Source organism: Ralstonia pickettii (assembly GCF_001699815.1).
Classification (GTDB): domain Bacteria; phylum Pseudomonadota; class Gammaproteobacteria; order Burkholderiales; family Burkholderiaceae; genus Ralstonia; species Ralstonia thomasii.
In genome coordinates this window covers 332,907-351,302 of sequence record NZ_MCGB01000061.1, presented here as the reverse complement: position 1 = coordinate 351,302, position 18,396 = coordinate 332,907, and the positions used below count along the sequence as shown (strand labels likewise).

At 63.4% G+C, this 18,396-nt stretch carries 15 protein-coding genes; 12 read left to right on the top strand and 3 right to left on the bottom strand.

Features of this window, described 5'->3' with window-relative positions; translation table 11 throughout:
- Positions 1–16 precede the first annotated feature (16 nt).
- The 4 genes from BEK68_RS12250 to ampD are packed head-to-tail and all read left to right on the top strand — an operon-like array spanning position 17 to position 4,573.
- Complete coding sequence (locus BEK68_RS12250) at positions 17–283, top strand: hypothetical protein (RefSeq protein WP_004632999.1); 267 nt, start codon at positions 17–19, stop codon at positions 281–283.
- The gene (locus BEK68_RS12245) at positions 280–2,319 is read left to right on the top strand and encodes an ATP-binding protein (RefSeq protein ID WP_004632997.1); all 2,040 of its coding nucleotides are present in this window, start codon (positions 280–282) and stop codon (positions 2,317–2,319) included. Before BEK68_RS12250 ends, BEK68_RS12245 begins: the two co-directional genes overlap by 4 nt.
- Before the next feature lie 39 nt (positions 2,320–2,358).
- Positions 2,359–3,984: a sigma-54-dependent transcriptional regulator gene (locus BEK68_RS12240; protein WP_012436449.1), complete on the top strand. Its 1,626-nt coding sequence runs from the start codon at positions 2,359–2,361 to the stop codon at positions 3,982–3,984.
- Positions 3,977–4,573, top strand: a complete 597-nt coding sequence (gene ampD, locus BEK68_RS12235; RefSeq protein WP_012436448.1) for a 1,6-anhydro-N-acetylmuramyl-L-alanine amidase AmpD — start codon at positions 3,977–3,979, stop codon at positions 4,571–4,573. The genes BEK68_RS12240 and ampD overlap by 8 nt, the downstream gene beginning before the upstream one ends.
- A gap of 654 nt (positions 4,574–5,227) precedes the next feature.
- Here ampD and BEK68_RS12230 read toward each other — a convergent pair.
- The 3 genes from BEK68_RS12230 to BEK68_RS12220 are packed head-to-tail and all read right to left on the bottom strand — an operon-like array spanning position 5,228 to position 9,685.
- Positions 5,228–7,387 (bottom strand): phosphocholine-specific phospholipase C, encoded by a 2,160-nt coding sequence (locus BEK68_RS12230; RefSeq protein ID WP_012436447.1) that lies wholly within the window; start codon positions 7,385–7,387, stop codon positions 5,228–5,230.
- Between the two features lie 36 nt (positions 7,388–7,423).
- The gene (locus tag BEK68_RS12225; protein WP_012436446.1) at positions 7,424–7,624 is read right to left on the bottom strand and encodes a hypothetical protein; all 201 of its coding nucleotides are present in this window, start codon (positions 7,622–7,624) and stop codon (positions 7,424–7,426) included.
- Between the two features lie 30 nt (positions 7,625–7,654).
- Complete coding sequence (locus BEK68_RS12220; RefSeq protein ID WP_012436445.1) at positions 7,655–9,685, bottom strand: alkaline phosphatase family protein; 2,031 nt, start codon at positions 9,683–9,685, stop codon at positions 7,655–7,657.
- A gap of 649 nt (positions 9,686–10,334) precedes the next feature.
- Here BEK68_RS12220 and BEK68_RS12215 point away from each other — a divergent pair.
- The 8 genes from BEK68_RS12215 (at position 10,335) to BEK68_RS24905 (ending at position 18,359) form a co-directional block, all read left to right on the top strand.
- A complete protein-coding gene (locus BEK68_RS12215) occupies positions 10,335–13,319 on the top strand; it encodes a ribonucleoside-diphosphate reductase subunit alpha (protein ID WP_004632986.1) in 2,985 nt (994 codons plus the stop codon).
- A 116-nt stretch (positions 13,320–13,435) separates the two neighbouring features.
- Positions 13,436–14,644, top strand: a complete 1,209-nt coding sequence (locus BEK68_RS12210) for a ribonucleotide-diphosphate reductase subunit beta (RefSeq protein WP_004632983.1) — start codon at positions 13,436–13,438, stop codon at positions 14,642–14,644.
- Between the two features lie 329 nt (positions 14,645–14,973).
- Positions 14,974–15,486, top strand: coding sequence for a DUF6471 domain-containing protein (locus BEK68_RS26165; protein WP_238563764.1), 513 nt, complete (start codon positions 14,974–14,976; stop codon positions 15,484–15,486).
- A 63-nt stretch (positions 15,487–15,549) separates the two neighbouring features.
- Entirely contained in the window at positions 15,550–16,203 is a 654-nt protein-coding gene (locus BEK68_RS12200; RefSeq protein ID WP_004630218.1) for a hypothetical protein, read from the top strand.
- A gap of 650 nt (positions 16,204–16,853) precedes the next feature.
- Positions 16,854–17,216 (top strand): helix-turn-helix domain-containing protein, encoded by a 363-nt coding sequence (locus tag BEK68_RS12195; protein ID WP_004630221.1) that lies wholly within the window; start codon positions 16,854–16,856, stop codon positions 17,214–17,216.
- Complete coding sequence (locus BEK68_RS12190) at positions 17,213–17,767, top strand: ImmA/IrrE family metallo-endopeptidase (protein ID WP_004630222.1); 555 nt, start codon at positions 17,213–17,215, stop codon at positions 17,765–17,767. Before BEK68_RS12195 ends, BEK68_RS12190 begins: the two co-directional genes overlap by 4 nt.
- A gap of 172 nt (positions 17,768–17,939) precedes the next feature.
- Positions 17,940–18,068, top strand: a complete 129-nt coding sequence (locus BEK68_RS26375) for a hypothetical protein (protein ID WP_004630224.1) — start codon at positions 17,940–17,942, stop codon at positions 18,066–18,068.
- Positions 18,069–18,152: 84 nt separating this feature from the next.
- The gene (locus BEK68_RS24905; RefSeq protein ID WP_080517552.1) at positions 18,153–18,359 is read left to right on the top strand and encodes a DUF2188 domain-containing protein; all 207 of its coding nucleotides are present in this window, start codon (positions 18,153–18,155) and stop codon (positions 18,357–18,359) included.
- The last annotated feature ends 37 nt before the right edge of the window (positions 18,360–18,396 follow it).

The window sequence follows — 18,396 nt, the reverse complement described above, 5'->3', positions numbered from 1 at the left end:
TCCTTGTCAGTTCCCCATGTCCCGTCCCGTCCTGCTGATCCTGATGCTGCTCGCCGGCTGGTGGTGGTTGAGCCGCCTGGGGACGCGTTCGTCCCGTTCCTCGGGGCAGCGCCAGACAGCCTCGGGCGGACAGGGCTCAGCCAAGCGCACGCCTGAGCCCGAGGCCTCTCAGCCCATCGAGCAATGTGCCGTGTGCGGCGTGCACGCGCCGCGCACCGGCATGATCGCGCTGCCGGGCGGCCGCTATCGCTGCCCCGAGCATGCTGACCGGGGCAACACATGACGCCCGACGCGTCGGGTGACGCGCGGGCAACACCGTCCACCGCCCGCAGGCTGCTCTCGCGCCTGAACGCCTGGCGCGCACTCCGATCAGTCTGGCTGGAGCCTGATCCGCCTGAGTTCCAGTGGCGCCTGCTGCGCTATTTCGCCTTCAGCCGCGCCGCCGTGGCGCTGGTGCTGTTGCTGTTCGTGATGGTGCCGCGCGAGCACAACGAAGCAGCCGGCCTGCCCAATAGCGAAGCGCTGCTCAGCCTGACGCTGCCGTATCTGGCGATGGCCCTGCTCATCCTTGCCGCAGCCGGCTGGTGGCGCACGCGATTCCAATTCCGCGTCCGGCTGGATGTGGTGCTCGATCTGCTCTTTCTGGGGCTGGCATACGCCACGCTCTCGCGGCTGTCGGCGAGCGTGGCAATGGTACTGCTGGTGCCGGTGCTGGCCGCCGGTGCGCTCACGAGCCTGCTCTTCGCGCTGTTCACGGCGGCAGTGGCGTCGATCGTGGTGCTGACCGATCCGTTCCTGCAGATGATGCGCGAGGGCGTGATTGCGCCGGGGTTGGCATCCGCCGGGCTGTACGGCCTGGTCTACATGATGGCCGCGTCGATGATGTACGGCCTGTCGCACCGTCAGGTTGCGCAGGAACGGTTGACGATGGCCCGCGAGCGGGAGTTGCGCCTGCAACAGCTCGTCAACCGCCTGATGGTCTACGACATGCAGGACGGCGTGATGCTGGTGCGTGCCGACGGCCGCGTCGTTGCCGCCAACCCGGCCGCAGCCATGCTGCTGGGCGTGCCGCAGAGCGCGTTTGTCGGCAGCGGTGCGATGTTGTTCGACCTGAAGGACGTGCCGCACCTGCGTCCGCTGCTCGAAACGCTGCGTCAGTGGCTGCGCCGCAAGAGCCGCCCCGCCGATGGCACCGGTGACGACGATGCACCGCGCATTCTCGACCTGCTGCCCATCGCCTCGGGCGGCCGGGGTGGCCGCGCCATGTTGAGCGCCCGGCTGCGCTTGCGCTTCATCCTGCCGAGCCTGGCCAACCTGCGCAGCGTCTATATGGATAGCCTTGTCAGCTCGATCGGCCTGGGCCTGCCGGGCGAGGGCGGCGAGATGCGTCCTCGCATTCCATCGGCCGAGGCGATCACGCAGGGCTGGTCTGTGGATGACGAAGCGTTTCTGCGCCACGAGTTGCATGACACCGTGCTGGTCCACGTGGAAAGCTGGGAGCGTGTGGCGGAGCAGGCGCAGCAGGAAAAGCTGGCCTCGATGGGGCGGCTGGTGGCCAGCGTCGCGCACCAGATCCGCAACCCGTTGGCTGCGATCAGCCAGGCCGCCGAACTGCTGGACGACCCGGGCGACGGCCATGATGGCGGTACACATGTCCGCCTGGAAAGCTCGGGCGTGGAGACGCGCCTGCTGCGCATCATCCGCGACAACGTGCGCCGGCTCGACCAGGTGGTCGCCGACGTGCTGATGCTCTCGCGCCGCCCGCGTGGCGAACGCGTGCGCGTGCAACTGGCGCAGGTGTTACCGGAAGTGGTCGAGCGCTGGCGTGCCGAAGCCCTGCGCCGCGCAGGCGAAGCGACCGAGATCAACCCGAACCTCGTGCGCGTGGCGGTCGACCTGGACAAGCCCGTGCTCTTCGACCCGGCGCAGTTGCAGCAGGTGGTGGGCAACATGCTCGACAACGCGCTGCGCTATTGCCGCCGTGTGCCAGGTTCGATCCAGCTGGCAGCCTACGCGCTGGACGAGACCCACGCCGAACTCGTGATCTGGAACGACGGCCCGGAAGTGCCCACCGAGCAGCAGCGCAGCCTGTTCGAGCCGTTCTTCACGAATGACGCCCAAGGCACTGGCCTGGGCCTCTACATGGCGCGCGAGTTGTGCAGCGCCAACGATGCGCAGATCCGTTATGGCGCCATCGCACTGGAATCCTTGCTCGATCGCACCGGAGCGTTGACCATGGAGGCGCGCGACACGTTGCCGCGACGGGCCTTCGTCATCACCCTGATGTTTGACCAACCTGCCCTGGCCGTAGCGGAATGATCCGCCGGCTGCGAATTTCCGCCGATCTTCTGCTGATTCATGTCCAAAGCCGCCATCGTTCGCGAACCCATTCTCGTCGTCGATGACGAAGCCGACCTGCGCGAGCTGCTGGAGATTTCCCTGCGCCGCATGGGGCACGACGTCGTGCTCGCCAGCGGGCTGGCCGAGGCGCGCGAGGCGCTCTCTCGCCAGCGCTTCGCACTTGTGCTGACCGACATGCGCCTGGGCGATGGCCTGGGCATCGAACTCGTGCGCCAGCTTTCTGCCACGGCCGACCGCACGCCGGTGGCCGTCATCACCGCCTATGGCAGCGCCGAGAACGCGGTGGAAGCGCTCAAGGCCGGCGCGTTCGACTACATCGCCAAGCCGCTCTCGCTTGATCAGTTGCGCAGCCTCGTGCTCAACGCGCTGGGCCGCCAGCAGCGCGATCCCGACCCGGGCAACGCCGATCTGGCCGAGCGCACCAACGACCTGCTGCCCGGGCATTCCGCTGCGATGCAGGAAGTGCGCCGCTCGCTGATGCGCCTGGCACGCAGCATGGCGCCGGTGGTGATCAGCGGCGAATCCGGCAGCGGCAAGGAGCGTGCGGCGCGCGCCGTGCATGCGCTGTCTGCGCGTGCATCGCGGCCGTTCGTGGCGGTCAACTGCGGCGCGATTCCCGAGAACCTGATGGAGGCCGAGTTTTTCGGCTACGTGAAGGGCGCTTTTACCGGCGCCGACACTGATCGCCAGGGCTTCTTCCAGGCCGCCAACGGCGGCACGCTCATGCTCGATGAAGTGGCCGACCTGCCGCTCACCATGCAGGTGAAACTGCTGCGTGCGTTGCAGGAGCGTCGCGTACGCAAGATCGGCGAAAGCCGTGAAGACCCCGTCGATGTGCGCGTCGTGTGCGCGAGCCACCAGAATCTGGCCCGTCTGGTGGCCGCTGGCCGTTTCCGCGAAGACTTGTTCTACCGCCTGAACGTGCTGGAACTGCGCATGCCCACGCTGCGCGAGCGTGCCGAAGACGTGCCCGTGCTGGCCGGCGTGCTGCTCGAACAGCTCGCCAGCCGCTACGGCGATCCGCGCCCCAAGCGCCTGACGCGACCGGCGCTGCAGCAACTGTGCGCGTATCCGTTCCCGGGCAACGTGCGCGAGCTGGAGAACCTGCTGGAGCGCGCTTACGCCTTTGCGGAAGGCGAGTCGATCGACGTGGACGACCTTGGCGCGCTGGGAGCCGAGATCGAACGCTCGCCGCTGTTCCACCGCACGCGCGAGGCGCAGGCTGCCGCAGCGGCCCATCACCCGATGTCGCCGGCGCCGATGACGAGTTGGCCTGATGCCGTCTACATGCCGGCGCCGGTGCCAAGCCCCTTGGGGATGCCGCAACCGGTCGCACAGCCCGAGCCGGCACCCGTTGCGCAGCCGGCGGAGCCGGCCCTGCCGAGCGTTTCGCTGCCGATCGATCTGCCGGCCTACCTGGAGTCGGTCGAGCGCAACGTGATCCTGGCCGCGCTGGACCAGACCGGCTTCAACCGTACGGCGGCCGCCAAGCTGCTTGGGCTGTCATTCCGCCAGTTGCGCTATCGCATGCAGCAGCTTGGCATTCGTGATCCGCGGGACGTTGAAGCGTCGCCGGGCAGCGTCGGTGAACCGGCCGGAAATGGGCTGAACGGCGATGCCTGAACGGTTGCACGTCGGCGCTGACGGATGGGTGGATGGCGCGCGCCGCCATCCCTCGCCGAATATCGACGCACGGCCCGAAGGCATGCCCATCGACCTGATCGTGCTGCACAACATCAGCCTGCCGCCTGCGCAATCCGCGGCCGACTTCGGCACCTGCCACGTGCTCGACTTCTTCACCAACACGCTTGACTGCGACGCGCATCCGTACTTCGATCAGTTGCGCGGCGTGCGCGTGTCGGCGCATTTCTTCGTCCGCCGCACGGGCGAATGCGTGCAATTTGCTTCGTGCGACGCGCGTGCCTGGCATGCCGGTGCGTCGGACTTCTTCGGCCGCACGCGCTGCAACGATTTCTCGATCGGCATCGAAATCGAGGGCACCGATGATCTGCCCTTCACGCCTGAGCAGTACGTCGCTACGGCGTCGCTTGTGCGGGCGATCTGTGCGGCGTATCCGATCGCAGCAATCGCCGGTCACTCGGACATTGCGCCGGGCCGCAAGACGGACCCGGGACCGCATTTCGACTGGGTGCATCTGCGCGCGCTCGGCGGGTTCAACGCGGCGTTGTTTCCGTATCAGCACGCGCTCTGACGCGACAACCCCCGTTCGCTCGCCAAGGTAGAAAGGCGGCGCACCTCGGCGCGGCGCCGGCACACGGCGGTAAGGCGCCGACGCCTCACGGTCTGCGGCTCACGTGCGAGGGTAAAACCGTGGAGTGTCACCCTCCAAAGCTCAGGCACGAGGGTGAGACTGTGGAACGTCAATGTCCAGGCGCCGCACGCGAGCCTAAAACCGTGGAACGCCACAGTCCGAGGTTCGCGCAGGAGGGTAAAACTGTGGATGTCTCCAGTCTTTGAGGCTCACGCACGACAGTAAAACCGTGGAGCGTCACGGTCCGAGGCTCGCGTGCGAGTGTGAAACCCTGAAGCGCGACCCTCCAAGGCTCACTTCGTCCATCATTCCGTGAGCGATTCCAGGGGCTGAGGCTCGCGCACGACAGTTGAACCCCGAACACGACGGTGTGAGCCCCACGCGAGGGGATAAATGTCTCGAACGTCATGATGAGAGGCCCAAGCGTCGGGGCGAAACCGTGGCCTTCGACCCTCCGAGGCCGACACGCCGCAGGCCGAGCGCGGCCCGCGCAGTCCACCGCTCGCTGCGCGGACGCCGAAACGCAAGCGGGCAGCCTCCTTTCGAAGGCTGCCCGCGTTTTCCCCTGCTGATCCTTCTACTTCACTGCCAGCCTCAGGTGCCCATCGCGGGGTCGGACACGCTGTCCTTGCCCGTTTCCATGCGACCGGCAAAGCGCCGCGTGAAGCCGCCTTGCGGCACCGTCACCGTGAAGTCGTACCAGTTGCCCTGGCGCGCGATCGGCCAGTGCTGGTCGAGCTGCTTGCCGGCCGGGATGTCGTACGTCCACGGGCCGTCGTTGCGGTACGCATTCGGCTTGACTGTGAAGGTGCAGCCGGCGGTGCCGGTGTTCATCATCGTCACGTAGACCTCGGCGTTGGCCAGGTCGTAGCACACGCGGATTTCCGGTGCGCTCGAACCCGCTGCCGACACGGCGCTCACATCGCCCGAGAACGCGCGGTGGAAGCCGTTGGGGCCCAGCACCCACAGGTCGTACTTGCCCTTGTCTGCGGTGAACACGTCCCACGTGTCGTCGAGCATCTTGCCGGGCTCCACCGCATAGCGGCGCGGCACGCGGTCCAGATGCAGGCGGTCGTACACGTGGAAGACAGCCGCGGCCGTGCCGGTGTTGCTGAAGATCAGGCGCAGCGCGCGGTTGGTGGCGTCTTCGCGGGCGCTGACGTGCAGCTCGTACGGCAGGGCCCGCGAGGGACGGGTGCCGGTGGCTTGTGTAGGCATCTGCTGCGCCGTGACGGAGGGCAGCGGCACCTGCGGCTGCAGCCCTTGCGCGGTGCGGATGGCGTCGGCGGTTGCCTTGTCGCGGCTTGGCAGCGTCGGCAGTGTCTCGTTGTTCGGGTTGACGAAGTTGAAGGCGCTGGTCAGGTCGCCCAGCACGGCGCGGCGGTACGCGCTGATGTTCGTCTCCTTGACGTTGAAGCGCAGTTCCAGGAAGCGCAGCACCGAGGTGTGGTCGAACGTCTGCGAGTTGACCCAGCCGCCACGGCTCCACGGCGAGACGATGTACATCGGCACACGCGGGCCGGGGCCGTAGGGGTGTTGGTCCGTGTGGTATTCGCCGGCCGTGCTGATGGTCGATTTGCCGGCCAGCACGCCGTTTTCGTAGGCAGGGGCCGCGGGCGGGGGCACGTGGTCGAAGAAGCCGTCGTTCTCATCGAAGTTGATGAACAGCACGGTCTTGCTCCACACGGCCGGGTTGGCGGTGAGTGCGTTGAGCACTTCCTGCGTGTACCACGCGCCCTGCACGGGGCTCGACGGGCCGGGGTGTTCGGAATACGTGGCCGGCGCGACAATCCACGACACCTGCGGCAGAAGGCCTGCGGCAATGTCGTCCTTCAAGGCCTGCAGGAAGCCGCCGTCGGGCATGGTGTTGCCGATGCCCTTGATGAGCGGGCTGACGGTTTCGTCGGCCGGCGTGTACGGCGGGAACGGCGTGCCGTCGGCAAGGTTGCCGCGCGCGGCGTTGGCATCGCGGTAGGCCTTGAACCCCGCGAGCGGGTTGTCGGTGAAGTTGTCCGGCATGTTCTGGTAGACCTTCCACGACACGCCGGCCGTTTGCAGGCGCTCGGGGTAGGTCGTCCAGTTGTACGTGACGCTGGCATCGAGGTGGTCGCCGCTGTTGTCGATGACGGGGCCGCCCGCAGCGCCGGTCGGGTCGTTCGTGCCCGTCCAGTGGAACAGGCGGTTGGTGTTGGTGCCGCCGTGGAAGGCGCAGTGGTACGCATCGCACAGCGTGAAGGCATTGGCCAGCGCGAACTGGAAGTCCAGCTCGGCCTGCTTGTAGTAGCCCATCGACTGCGTCTGCTTGTAGGTCGGCCACTTGCTCATGCGGCCGAGGTCCCATGCGTTCTGCGCATCAGGGTAGCTGTGTGGCGTGCCGGAGACGCGCTGCGCGTTGCCGGCGCTGCTGTCCAGGTAGTACGGCAGCACGACGCGGCTCGGCCCGCTGCTTGGCACATAGGTCTGCTGCCAGACGTTCAGCCCGCCGGCCAGCGGGATGGGGAAGCGGTCGCCAAAGCCGCGCACACCTTTCAGCGTGCCGAAGTAGTTGTCGAACGAGCGGTTCTCCTGCATCAGGATCACCACGTGCTCAACGTCGCGCATCGTGCCGGTGGCGTTGTTGGCGGGAATCGCGAGCGCACGGCGGATCGACGGCGGGAAGGCGGCGAGCGCAGCGGCGGAAATCGCCCCCGTGCTGGCCATCTTGAGGAAGTTGCGGCGGCTGCCGTTGTTGGCGTGGTTCGTGTCGGAAGTCATGTCGGTCTCAAACGCAAGTCGATGGGAAGCCGCGCGTTACGGAGCGCAGTGCAGGGTCGGCTTGTTGGCCGGCGGCTGGCCGGGTTGATCGGGCTGGGCGGTGCCAGGGCCGGTACCTGTGCCGGGCGTGCCGTCGTTCGAATCGCCGCCGCAGGCCGACAGCGACAAGGTGGCGGCGCACAGCAGCACGGCGGCCAGCCGGTGCGGCCGCGCGAGAGGGTGGATGAAGGGCTTCATGAGCGGTCTCGTTCGGGTTGGGGGAGGGGGTCAGGGGTTCAGCGACGACAGCGGCTGGTGCGAACCGTTGATCGTCTTGAGTTCGTCCAGCGTCAGCCGGCGCGTCCACATGGCGAGGTCGTCGTAGGCCATCACGCCCTTGAGCGAGCCCGGGTTGTTGGGCACGTAGTTGTGCGTGGCGTCGTCGTTCATGCCCCAGACCTTGGTGGTCAGGCCATTGAGCTTGGTGACGTCGGTATTGGCGATGGCCTTGTCTTCCACCTTCTGCACGCCGAGCACCGGGTCGAGGATGTACGCGCTGAAGCGCTTGGCCTGCGCGTCGACCGACAGGGCGAGATAGGCCCACTGGTTGGCGCTGAACTTCATGCCCTGGATGTCGTCGCGCTTGCCGCCGCTGCCGAGGTTGAAGCGCACTTCGCAGCCGCCCCACAATCCGATGGCGATGCCGGCATTGGAGCCGGAGGTGTAGTCCTTGTTGGCGAGGATCGGCTCGCCGGTGCCGTTGCCCTGTGTGCAATCCGACTTGAACCAGAAGCCGATGGTGAATTGCGGGCTTTGCGCGATGTCGGCGCCGTTCTGCGTGAGCTTGTAGGCGTCGATGCGCGAATCGACCGAGAGGGCCGTGCCGCCAAACGGGTCGGCCGTGGCCGAGCCACCGTCGGTGCCAGCCACCCACGGGCCGATCGTCGAATTGGCTTTACGGTCGGTCGGCGGCAGAGTGTCGAAGCCGTAATACGTGGCCAGGCCGTTGGTGAGCGACGTCGCCAGCGGCGTCGGCGCAACGTAGGCGATCTGCGCAAGCATCGACACCGGCACGTTGTTGCGCACCAGCGTGTAGTTGATGCGGTAGATGCCGCTTGCGGTGGCGATGTTGCTGTCGGTGTACTGCGTGGCCGTGGCGGGCAGCGTGGCAACCGGCTTGCCGTCGCGCAGCACGGTGATGGGGCCGCTCGCCGCTGTCGGGTTCTGCCAGTTCAGTACCAGCGAGGCGTTGTACGCGCCCACCGTGCTCTGGACGTTGCGCACGCCGACGGCGCTGGCCGTGAGCGCTGCACCGTCCAGCTTGTGGGCGGTGGCCGGCACGGCGGCGTTCAATTGCGCCAGCACGGTCGGCACGATGTCAGCCTCGCTCGGCAGGGCCGCCAGCGTAGCTTCCGACGTGGGCGCCGCCATGCCGGTCTTGCCGAGCACGGCGTTGACCGGCTTGTTCATGGCGATGAAGGCGGTGCGGTTTTCCAGCGTCGGCGCCGACGTGGTGGCCCCCGTGGCGTCCAGGCCGTGGCTGGTGGTGACGACGACGAGCCAGTCTTCGTTCGGGTTGGCAGCGCGGCGCTGGGCGATGGCCGCCTGCAGCGTGCCGAGCGCCTGGTCGACGTTGGCCAGCGCAGCGGTGTACGCATCGCTTTGCAGGCCCGAAGCCAGCGCGGCGGCGGCCGGCGCGGTGTATTGCGCGAAGACGATGTCGTAGCCGGACTGCACGAGCTTCACGCTGTTCTGCGTCACGCAGGTGTCCACCTGGGCGCAGTCGACGAGCGTGTCAAGGTTGCCGGCTTGCTGATCTGCCTTGAGCAGCGCGGGCAGCGCGGCCGAGCTGACAGCGGCGCCCAGCCGTTGCGTGGTGCCCGCGGCCTTGGCGGCGCTGCGCGCGTAGCTGAACACGCTTGGGGCGGCCAGGGTGGTGATCGTGTCGTCCGTCACGCCATGGCGGTTTTGCCAGGCGCCGGTCAGCACGGTGGCCCAGCTGGGCGTGTCCAGCGGCGGCTGGGCGGTGATGGTGCCAAGCGTCCCGCCGGTCGAAGCCGGCATCACCGCCAGCGCACCCAGGTTCGGCAGGCTGCGCTGCAAGAGCGCGCTCTGTACCTGCGCATAGGTGGCGCCGTCCACGCCGACCATCAGCACCTTCTTGCTGGCGGTGGCGGAGGGCGCGTCCGTGCTGCCCTGGTTGGCGATGGGGCCGCTGTCGCCACCGCCGCATGCGGTCAATGTAGTCGCCAGCGTCGCTGCCACGGTCGTGCTCAGCGCGGCCGTCAGCAGGCGCCGGGCGGGGTGATTCCAAGCCATGTCGATTTCCTCGGTCGTTGTGCGCGGCGCTCGGTGTCTCGCCGCTGTGATTGCGCTCCCTGCAATGCGACCGAAGCGTAGGGTGGGGGGCTGTCGCTCAAGTGACAGCCGCGGCAAGAATGCTGATGCGGCTATTCGGATTTCTTGAGCGGGGAATGTCGGGAAATGCCCCGGTGCGCGGCACGCGTGCACCGGTGCAGTGCGCCGCACACATACCCCTACCGTAGATGAGGTGACGTCTATTGAACTTGCGACGTCGATAGAAAGAATTATTCTGAAGAAACGGTCATTGCGACGCCGCACGCCAGTCCCGCCGACCCTTTGTGCAGACTGGCGTCGCGGGCTTGCGGCACTGCATTGGCGGGTGAAAAATAGCCCTCCGCCCCCACCTGTCAAGTCTAGGCAAATTCGATTGGGCCACTATACTTAGCGTCAATCCCGGAGTTGAACACTAGATGTAGTGGTCGCTTTCCGGGATTCTTATTTCAGCGCCACGCGGGGGCGGGCGTACGGCAGGTCGAGCCGGCGCTTGGGGGCTGAGGAAAGGCAGGGGTCTTTTCCGTCTCATTTCTCCGCGTAGCGCAAGGATTCGCCCAGGGTGTTTCACCATCGGCGAGCCAATAAAACGAACGGTTCAACAGGAGTCCACATGCAGACGGCCCAATCCGAAATCCACTCCGGCACCGCCAATCCTTCGCAATTTGCGCAAAGCGCTGGCGGCACGGCCGTGGCCCCCGGCACCGCTTCCGGCGTCAATCTTGCCGACTACAAGATCATTCGCCGCAACGGCGCCGTGGTGAGCTTCGAGCCTTCGAAGATCGCCGTGGCCATGACCAAGGCTTTCCTCGCCGTGAATGGCGGGCAGGGTGCTGCTTCCGCGCGTGTGCGCGAGCTGGTCGACCAACAAACGCAGAACGTCGTTCGCGCACTGCTGCGCAGCCGCCCGAACGGCGGCACGTTCCATATCGAAGACGTGCAGGACCAGGTGGAACTGGCCCTGATGCGCTCGGGCGAGCACGACGTGGCCCGCGCCTACGTGCTGTACCGCGAGCGCCGCGCCCAGGAGCGCGCGCAAGCCGGCGAAACCCAGCAGCAACCGGCCTTCATCGGCCTGAACGTGACCGACGGCGGCATCACCCGCCCGTTGGACATGGCGGCGCTGCGCAACGTGATCGTCTCGGCCTGCGAAGGTCTGGGCGAAGCGGTGGACCCGGAGCCGATCCTCAAGGAAACGGTCAAGAACCTGTATGAAGGCGTGCCGATGACGCAGGTGTACGACTCGGCCATCCTGGCCTCGCGTACCCTGATCGAAAAGGACCCGGCGTACAGCCAGGTCACGGCGCGCATCCTGCTGCACACGATCCGCCGCGAAATCCTCGGCGAAGAAGTCACGCAAGCGGAAATGAGCACTCGCTACGTCGACTACTTCCCGCAGTTCATCAAGCGCGGCATCAACGCCGAACTGCTCGACGACAAGCTGGCCCAGTTCGACCTGGCCCGCCTGGGCGCAGCGCTGGACGCCTCGCGCGACTTCCAGTTCAACTACCTGGGCCTGCAGACGCTGTACGACCGCTACTTCCTGCATATCAGCGAAACCCGCATCGAGATGCCGCAGGCGTTCTTCATGCGTGTGGCGATGGGCCTGGCGCTGAACGAAATCGACCGCGAAGCCCGTGCCATCGAGTTCTACCAGCTGCTGTCGTCGTTCGACTTCATGTCGAGCACGCCGACGCTGTTCAACTCGGGCACGCGCCGCTCGCAGCTGTCGTCGTGCTACCTGACCACCGTGTCGGACGATCTGGACGGCATTTACGAAGCGCTGAAGGAAAACGCGCTGCTGTCGAAGTTTGCCGGCGGCCTGGGCAACGACTGGACCAACGTGCGCGCACTCGGCTCGCACATCAAGGGCACCAACGGCAAGAGCCAAGGCGTGGTGCCGTTCCTGAAGGTGGTCAACGACACGGCCGTGGCCGTGAACCAGGGCGGCAAGCGCAAGGGCGCTGTCTGTGCGTACCTGGAAACGTGGCACCTGGACATCGAAGAATTCCTGGAACTGCGCAAGAACACCGGCGACGACCGCCGCCGCACCCACGACATGAACACGGCGAACTGGATTCCCGACCTGTTCATGAAGCGCGTGATGGAAGGTGGCGAGTGGACGCTGTTCTCGCCGTCCACCTGCCCGGACCTGCATGACAAGGTTGGCAAGGCATTCGAGCAGGCCTACCTGGCCTACGAAGACAAGGTCGCGCGCGGCGAGATCAAGCTCTTCAAGAAGATGCCGGCGCTGCAACTGTGGCGCAAGATGCTGGGCATGCTGTTCGAAACCGGCCATCCGTGGATCACGTTCAAGGATCCGTGCAACATCCGCAGCCCACAGCAGCACGTGGGCGTGGTGCACAGCTCCAACCTGTGCACGGAAATCACGCTGAACACCAACGACAGCGAAATCGCCGTGTGCAACCTGGGTTCGGTCAACCTGGTCGCTCACCTGGTCAAGCAGGCTGACGGCAGCGTCGTGCTCGATCACGAGAAGCTGAAGAAGACCGTGCGCACCGCCATGCGCATGCTCGACAACGTGATCGACATCAACTACTACGCGGTCAAGAAGGCGCGTGATTCGAACCTGCGCCACCGTCCGGTCGGCATGGGCATCATGGGCTTCCAGGACGCGCTGCACGTGCTGCGTGTGCCATACGCCAGCGACGCAGCGGTGCAGTTTGCCGACACCTCGATGGAAGCCGTGTGCTACTACGCCTACTGGGCGTCGACCGAGCTGGCTGAAGAGCGCGGCCGCTACAGCAGCTACAAGGGCTCGCTGTGGGATCGCGGCATCCTGCCGCAAGACTCGCTCAAGCTGCTGGCCGAAGAGCGCGGCGGCTACCTCGAAGCCGACATGTCGTCGACCATGGACTGGGACAGCCTGCGCGGCCGCATCAAGCAGTACGGCATGCGCAACTCGAACTGCGTGGCGATCGCTCCGACGGCAACGATCTCCAACATCATCGGCGTGTCGGCTTGCATTGAGCCGACGTACCAGAACCTGTACGTCAAGTCGAACCTGTCGGGTGAGTTCACGGTGGTCAACGACTACCTGGTGCGCGACCTGAAGGCACGCGGCCTGTGGGACGAGGTGATGGTCGCCGACCTGAAGTACTTCGACGGCTCGCTGGCCCGCATCGACCGCATCCCGCAAGACCTGCGCGACCTGTACGCAACGGCTTTCGAAGTGGAGCCGCTGTGGCTGGTGGAAGCAGCATCGCGCCGCCAGAAGTGGATCGACCAGGCGCAGTCGCTGAACATCTACATGGCCGGCGCGTCGGGCAAGAAGCTGGACGACACGTACAAGCTGGCGTGGCTGCGTGGCCTGAAGACCACGTACTACCTGCGCACGATCGGCGCCACGCACGTAGAGAAGTCGACCGTGTCGCGCGGCACGCTCAATGCGGTGTCGTCGGGTAGCGATATCGGTGGTGTGTCGGCGGCAGGTGCATCCGGAGTGACTTCGGCCGCGCCGGCCAGCGCGCTGGATGCCGCTGCTGCCACCGCCCAGGCGATGCCGGAAGCTGAAGGCGCCGTGTGCACGATGCGCCCAGGCGACCCCGGTTTCGAGGAATGCGAAGCCTGCCAATAAGTCAAAACAGTGTCTGAGGTTGCTCCCGCGCAAGCGGGGGCGCCGTGACCTGCACGACACTGGACTCGCGCTCCGAAAGAGCGGGAGCGACGAGCAAAGAATTAGGAGAAACACATATGCTGAGCTGGGACGACGACGTCAAACCTGCCGCACAACCGCAAGCTGCGCCGCAGCCCGCGTACCAACCGCAGCCGCAGCTGCAAACGGCCACCGCCGACCAGGGCGGCGTGCTGCCCCCGTCGGCCACGCAGGCCGCCGGCACGGGCATCCTTGGCAACAATCCGAACGCCGCTGCCGCACAGAGCAACCGCCGCGTGAACGCCGCCGACAAGCGCGTCATCAACGGCGCCACCGACGTCAACCAGCTGGTGCCGTTCAAGTACAAGTGGGCCTGGGAAAAGTACCTGGCCGGCTGCGCGAACCACTGGATGCCGCAGGAAATCAACATGTCGCGCGACATCGCGACGTGGAAAGACCCGAACGGTCTGACCGAAGACGAGCGCCGCATCATCAAGCGCAACCTGGGCTTCTTCGTGACGGCCGACTCGCTGGCCGCCAACAACATCGTGCTGGGCACGTACCGCCAGATCACCGCGCCGGAATGCCGCCAGTACCTGCTGCGCCAGGCGTTTGAAGAGGCGATCCATACGCACGCGTATCAGTACATCGTTGAATCGCTGGGCCTGAACGAGGCCGAGATCTTCAACGCGTACCACGAAGTGCAGTCGATCCGCGACAAGGACGAGTTCCTGATCCCGTTCATCGACACGCTGACCGATCCGTCCTTCAAGACCGGCACGCCCGAGAACGACCAGAAGCTGCTGAAGTCGCTCATCGTCTTCGCCTGCATCATGGAAGGCCTGTTCTTCTACGTCGGCTTCACGCAGATCCTGGCGATGGGCCGTCAGAACAAGATGACCGGCGCTGCGGAGCAGTACCAGTACATCCTGCGCGACGAGTCGCTGCACTGCAATTTCGGTATCGACCTGATCAACCAGATCAAGCTGGAGAACCCGCACCTGTGGACGGCCGAGTTCAAGGCCGAGATCACGGAGCTGTTCAAGAAGGCCGTCGACCTGGAATATCGCTACGCAGAAGACACCATGCCGCGTGGCGTGCTGGGCCTGAACGCACCGATGTTCAAGGGCTACCTGCGCTTCATCTGCAACCGTCGCTGCCAGCAGATCGGCCTGGACGCGCTGTTCCCGAACGAGGAAAACCCGTTCCCGTGGATGAGCGAGATGATCGACCTGAAGAAGGAGCGCAACTTCTTCGAGACGCGCGTGATCGAGTACCAGACCGGCGGCGCGCTGTCCTGGGAGTGATCTGAGCCACCGCTCACGGACACATAAGTTGAGATTTCGGACACATAACCTGAGACGCGCGGACACATAACGTGAGATTTTCGAATCTCCGTGAGTGATTCCTGATGATTTACTGATTGTTGCGGTACAGGTCGGACAGTTGTAGGCCTCTGTCGTAAGTGGGGGCGGGCGTCGAGAGACTTCCGCCTTCTTCTTTATGTGGTGGTAGTTGTGAGGCTGGCGAGCGATGTCCCCGCGTAGCCTTCGGCTCCTTCTGGAAGAGTTTCGGCTGATCACCTTATGAGACCTCGATTTGTGGGCTCATCTAGCTAGATGGGATTTGGTTCACCGTGAGCCACGTTGACACTCCTTGGACTCAGCTTGCAGCTCGCACTGCGCGCGGCTTGCTCGCGCGCAAAGGGGCTAGTTACCAGGATGTATGCGATCTAATGCGTGCGTCTGGAATTGCGGAATCGGTTCGCGGAGTAGAGGGAAAGATCTCTCGCGGTACCTATCGAGCAAGTTTCTTTCTGAGACTCCTGATTTCCCTACAGGCGGAATATCCAGAGCACTGGCGTCCGATATTGGCGGTGAAGGGAAGCGACGAAATGCACGCGAAGCACATTTTCCTTCGTGAGCTTTCAGCAAAAAATTTAGACACCGGCCTACTCGCGAAGAAGTTGGCAATGGCGGGTGTGAACATCACCCGTGAATCTCTCGACGAACAGATCGCCGTAGGTGATTTTCAGTTTGTCTTGCTTCTGCAGTTAGCAAGCGTAGATCGGATTTGCGGGTTTGAGCGCTTTGTCGATGATAGCGACTTGGCGCAGGCGACCCTGCTATCGCAGAGTCCCGCAGCTTGACGAAGAGGTCAATCGGATCCTCTTCATTTTCGATTTGAGGTCAATCCAGTTATTTCATCGCCTATGCAGAACGATTCGGGAACTGTTGACGACGGTGAGGAAAGAAAGCGGTTGTATGAGAAGCGGCGAGAGGAGCTTTTTAAGCTTAGACTCTCAAATCTGGAGAATTTGGACAAATCCATTTTGACGTATTCCAGTGCAGGCCTTGCGCTCTCGCTCGGATTTCTCAAGGATTTCATTCCAATTTATCAAGCTAAGTTCGCTTGGGCTCTTTACGGATCGTGGATATGTTTCGCGTTCGCGATATCGCTGGTTGTTCTGTCCTATGTGGTTAGTGTCCAAATTATTGTCAGGCAGCTTGAGCAGGCGGAGCGGTACTATCTCTACAGAGATGAAGGCGCGTATTTTTCTGGTGGCTGGGCTCACAGATTGGCGGATCATCTGAATTCTTGGCTGTCTGCTGCTGTGTTTGTTGTTGCATTAATATTGACAATACTATTTGTTTCGCTGAATTTAACTGGAGCAACCATGGTGAGCAAGAAGATCGTAAGTGCGTATGCCCAGGATGGTGCAATCGGTACGGCAATGCAAAAAGTCCAATCAGTCCAGAAAGGTGTAACGGGTATGCCGATGCAAACTGCTACGCCTGTCAAGCCCGCTAGTCCGGCACCAGCGCCCCAGTCACAACCGAGCAACGCCACAAAGTCCGTCGGTTGATGCATTTGGACTGTTGGGGTGATCCGCTGCGAATGGTCGGTGTCTCGTACAGGACTGCTTAGTTCATGCGCCACCAAGTACGAGAAACAATGCCAACGACAACCCCGGTTTTGCGCACGGGGTTGTGAGTTGCCCAGCGCTGCAACAGCTGAACCAGGCCGTCAATCAACATCTGGCGATCCACCGTCCAAGCCGTTCTAGTACCTGTAGGGCACGCCGTGCCCGATCCAGGTTGACGGTTCTGGACGATGTGGAGATTTGGTCACTCCACCGTCAAGCAAATCTGCGAGCCCATAGAGCGTGGATGCGCTAGGTGGTCGAACCCGTGCTCCGTACGGGGGCGCCTCGTTTCCTATCCGAGGGTGTTCTATGCCCTCGTTTCTCTGGCGAGGCCATAGGAACATGTGGTGTGCCCTTGCCGTCCGATGTAACGCATCCTCCACATGGGTCGCACCGAATGCAAGCGAGTTGCGGAGCCGGCGGCACCAGAATTTAGGGTGGATGTGCGCCAGCTCGTCTCCCTCCCACAGCAAAGAATCCTCTATGTCCGCCCACGGGGGATGTTGTTGCACAATTTCTTGCAAAAATTAACCAATTGGGTTAACATTATGTCTGCATAAGGATAATTTTCGGCTCACTGGAGAACCAACATGGCTCTGACACCGTTTGGCAAGGCAGTAAGGAAGGCCAGGCTGGATGCGGAAGTCACTCTTTCGGATATGGCCGCTGCATTGGACGTAACATCCGCATTTTTGAGCGCACTGGAGACAGGGCGCAAGAAGATCCCACCGCAACTGGCTGAGAGGGTGGAAGCCTACTTTGACAAGCAAGGCGTGCATACCGAAAAGCTACAGCCGTTGGCCGACGTATCTAACAAATCGGTATCGCTGGACGGACTTAGTCCGCAGCATCAGATGATGGTCGCGGGTTTTGCGCGGGCTTCATGGGATCAGCTTGACTCCAAGGACCTGGATAACTTGACACAGTTGCTCAAAAAGATCGGGGGGAAATGATGTTTGGTCAGGGTCCCCTAAAAGGGTTTCGTGTCCCGCCGCTCGGTGTTGCGGATATCCGGCGAACAGCGATGCGGACGCGTGAGGCGCTCGGGCTTACGTTCCCCATTGACTTGGGGGCCTTCCTTGAGAAGTTGTCTACCTATCTGATTACCTTGGACGTGCTAGAGGATGGGGCTAATGGGTTACCGACAGGAGTTGAAGCTTGTTGGATTCCGGAGTCACTAACGCTTTGTTTGACGGAGCAAGTATACGAAAAGGCGTGCCGGAATGACCCTCGCTCCCTCTTCACCGTATTTCATGAGTTGGGACACGCTTTGCTCGGTCACAGGCGGACTCTGAATCGAGAGCCTGTTGGCGGCGCAGAAATCAAAACGTTTGAGGATTCGGAATGGCAGGCAAATCAGTTTGCTGCCGAGATTCTCATGCCCGTGGACGAAATCAAGTACAGGGGGTTGAGAACGGGAGATGATCTCGCCGATGCGTTCGGTGTGTCGACGGAAGCCGCGAGGATTCGAGTCGACAGACTGAAGCGCAGGGGCGAGATGTAGGAAGCACGTAGTCGAGCGGCAACTCGACGAGTGCAGGAAAAAAGGAAGACAAACGCCTCTGACTTCCTCTTTTGCGCTTCGGTCAAGAAGGCACGCGGATTGTAGTCAAACAATTCGCTCGTCGCAAGCGCACAAGTTCCATTCGGTGAGGCATTTCTGACGAGGTTCGGAAATGACGACGAAAGATGATGAGTACATCACCATCTTCCGCCGCTTCCGTCGCACCAAGTCGGGCGCACTGCTAGATGCCAGGAAGTTTGGTCTCGCAGCGTGGCCGATCAAGGTGCGGCGCCAGAAGTGAGCGTGTAGTTCAGTTGTACGTCACGCATGAGGCTATTGCCAATTGCGTGGCGTCTTCACCAATTGACGTGTGTACGGAGTCAGCATGACGACGAAAAAAATCTTTGTAGAACGGCGTCCGCAAGGGGACTACGCAGTTCGGCGGCCCAATTCCGAAAGAGCAAGCGACGTGCTTCCCACGCAGGCGGAAGCTATCGAGCGAGCGAGGAAATTGAACGGTGGCACCCCGCCACTTGTTGAGCGCGTGCGCAATACCTCCAATGGGAAGCCGGACAAATGGCGAAAGCCTTAAGGCTTTCACTGGCCGGCCATAACCCCAGGCTTTAGCA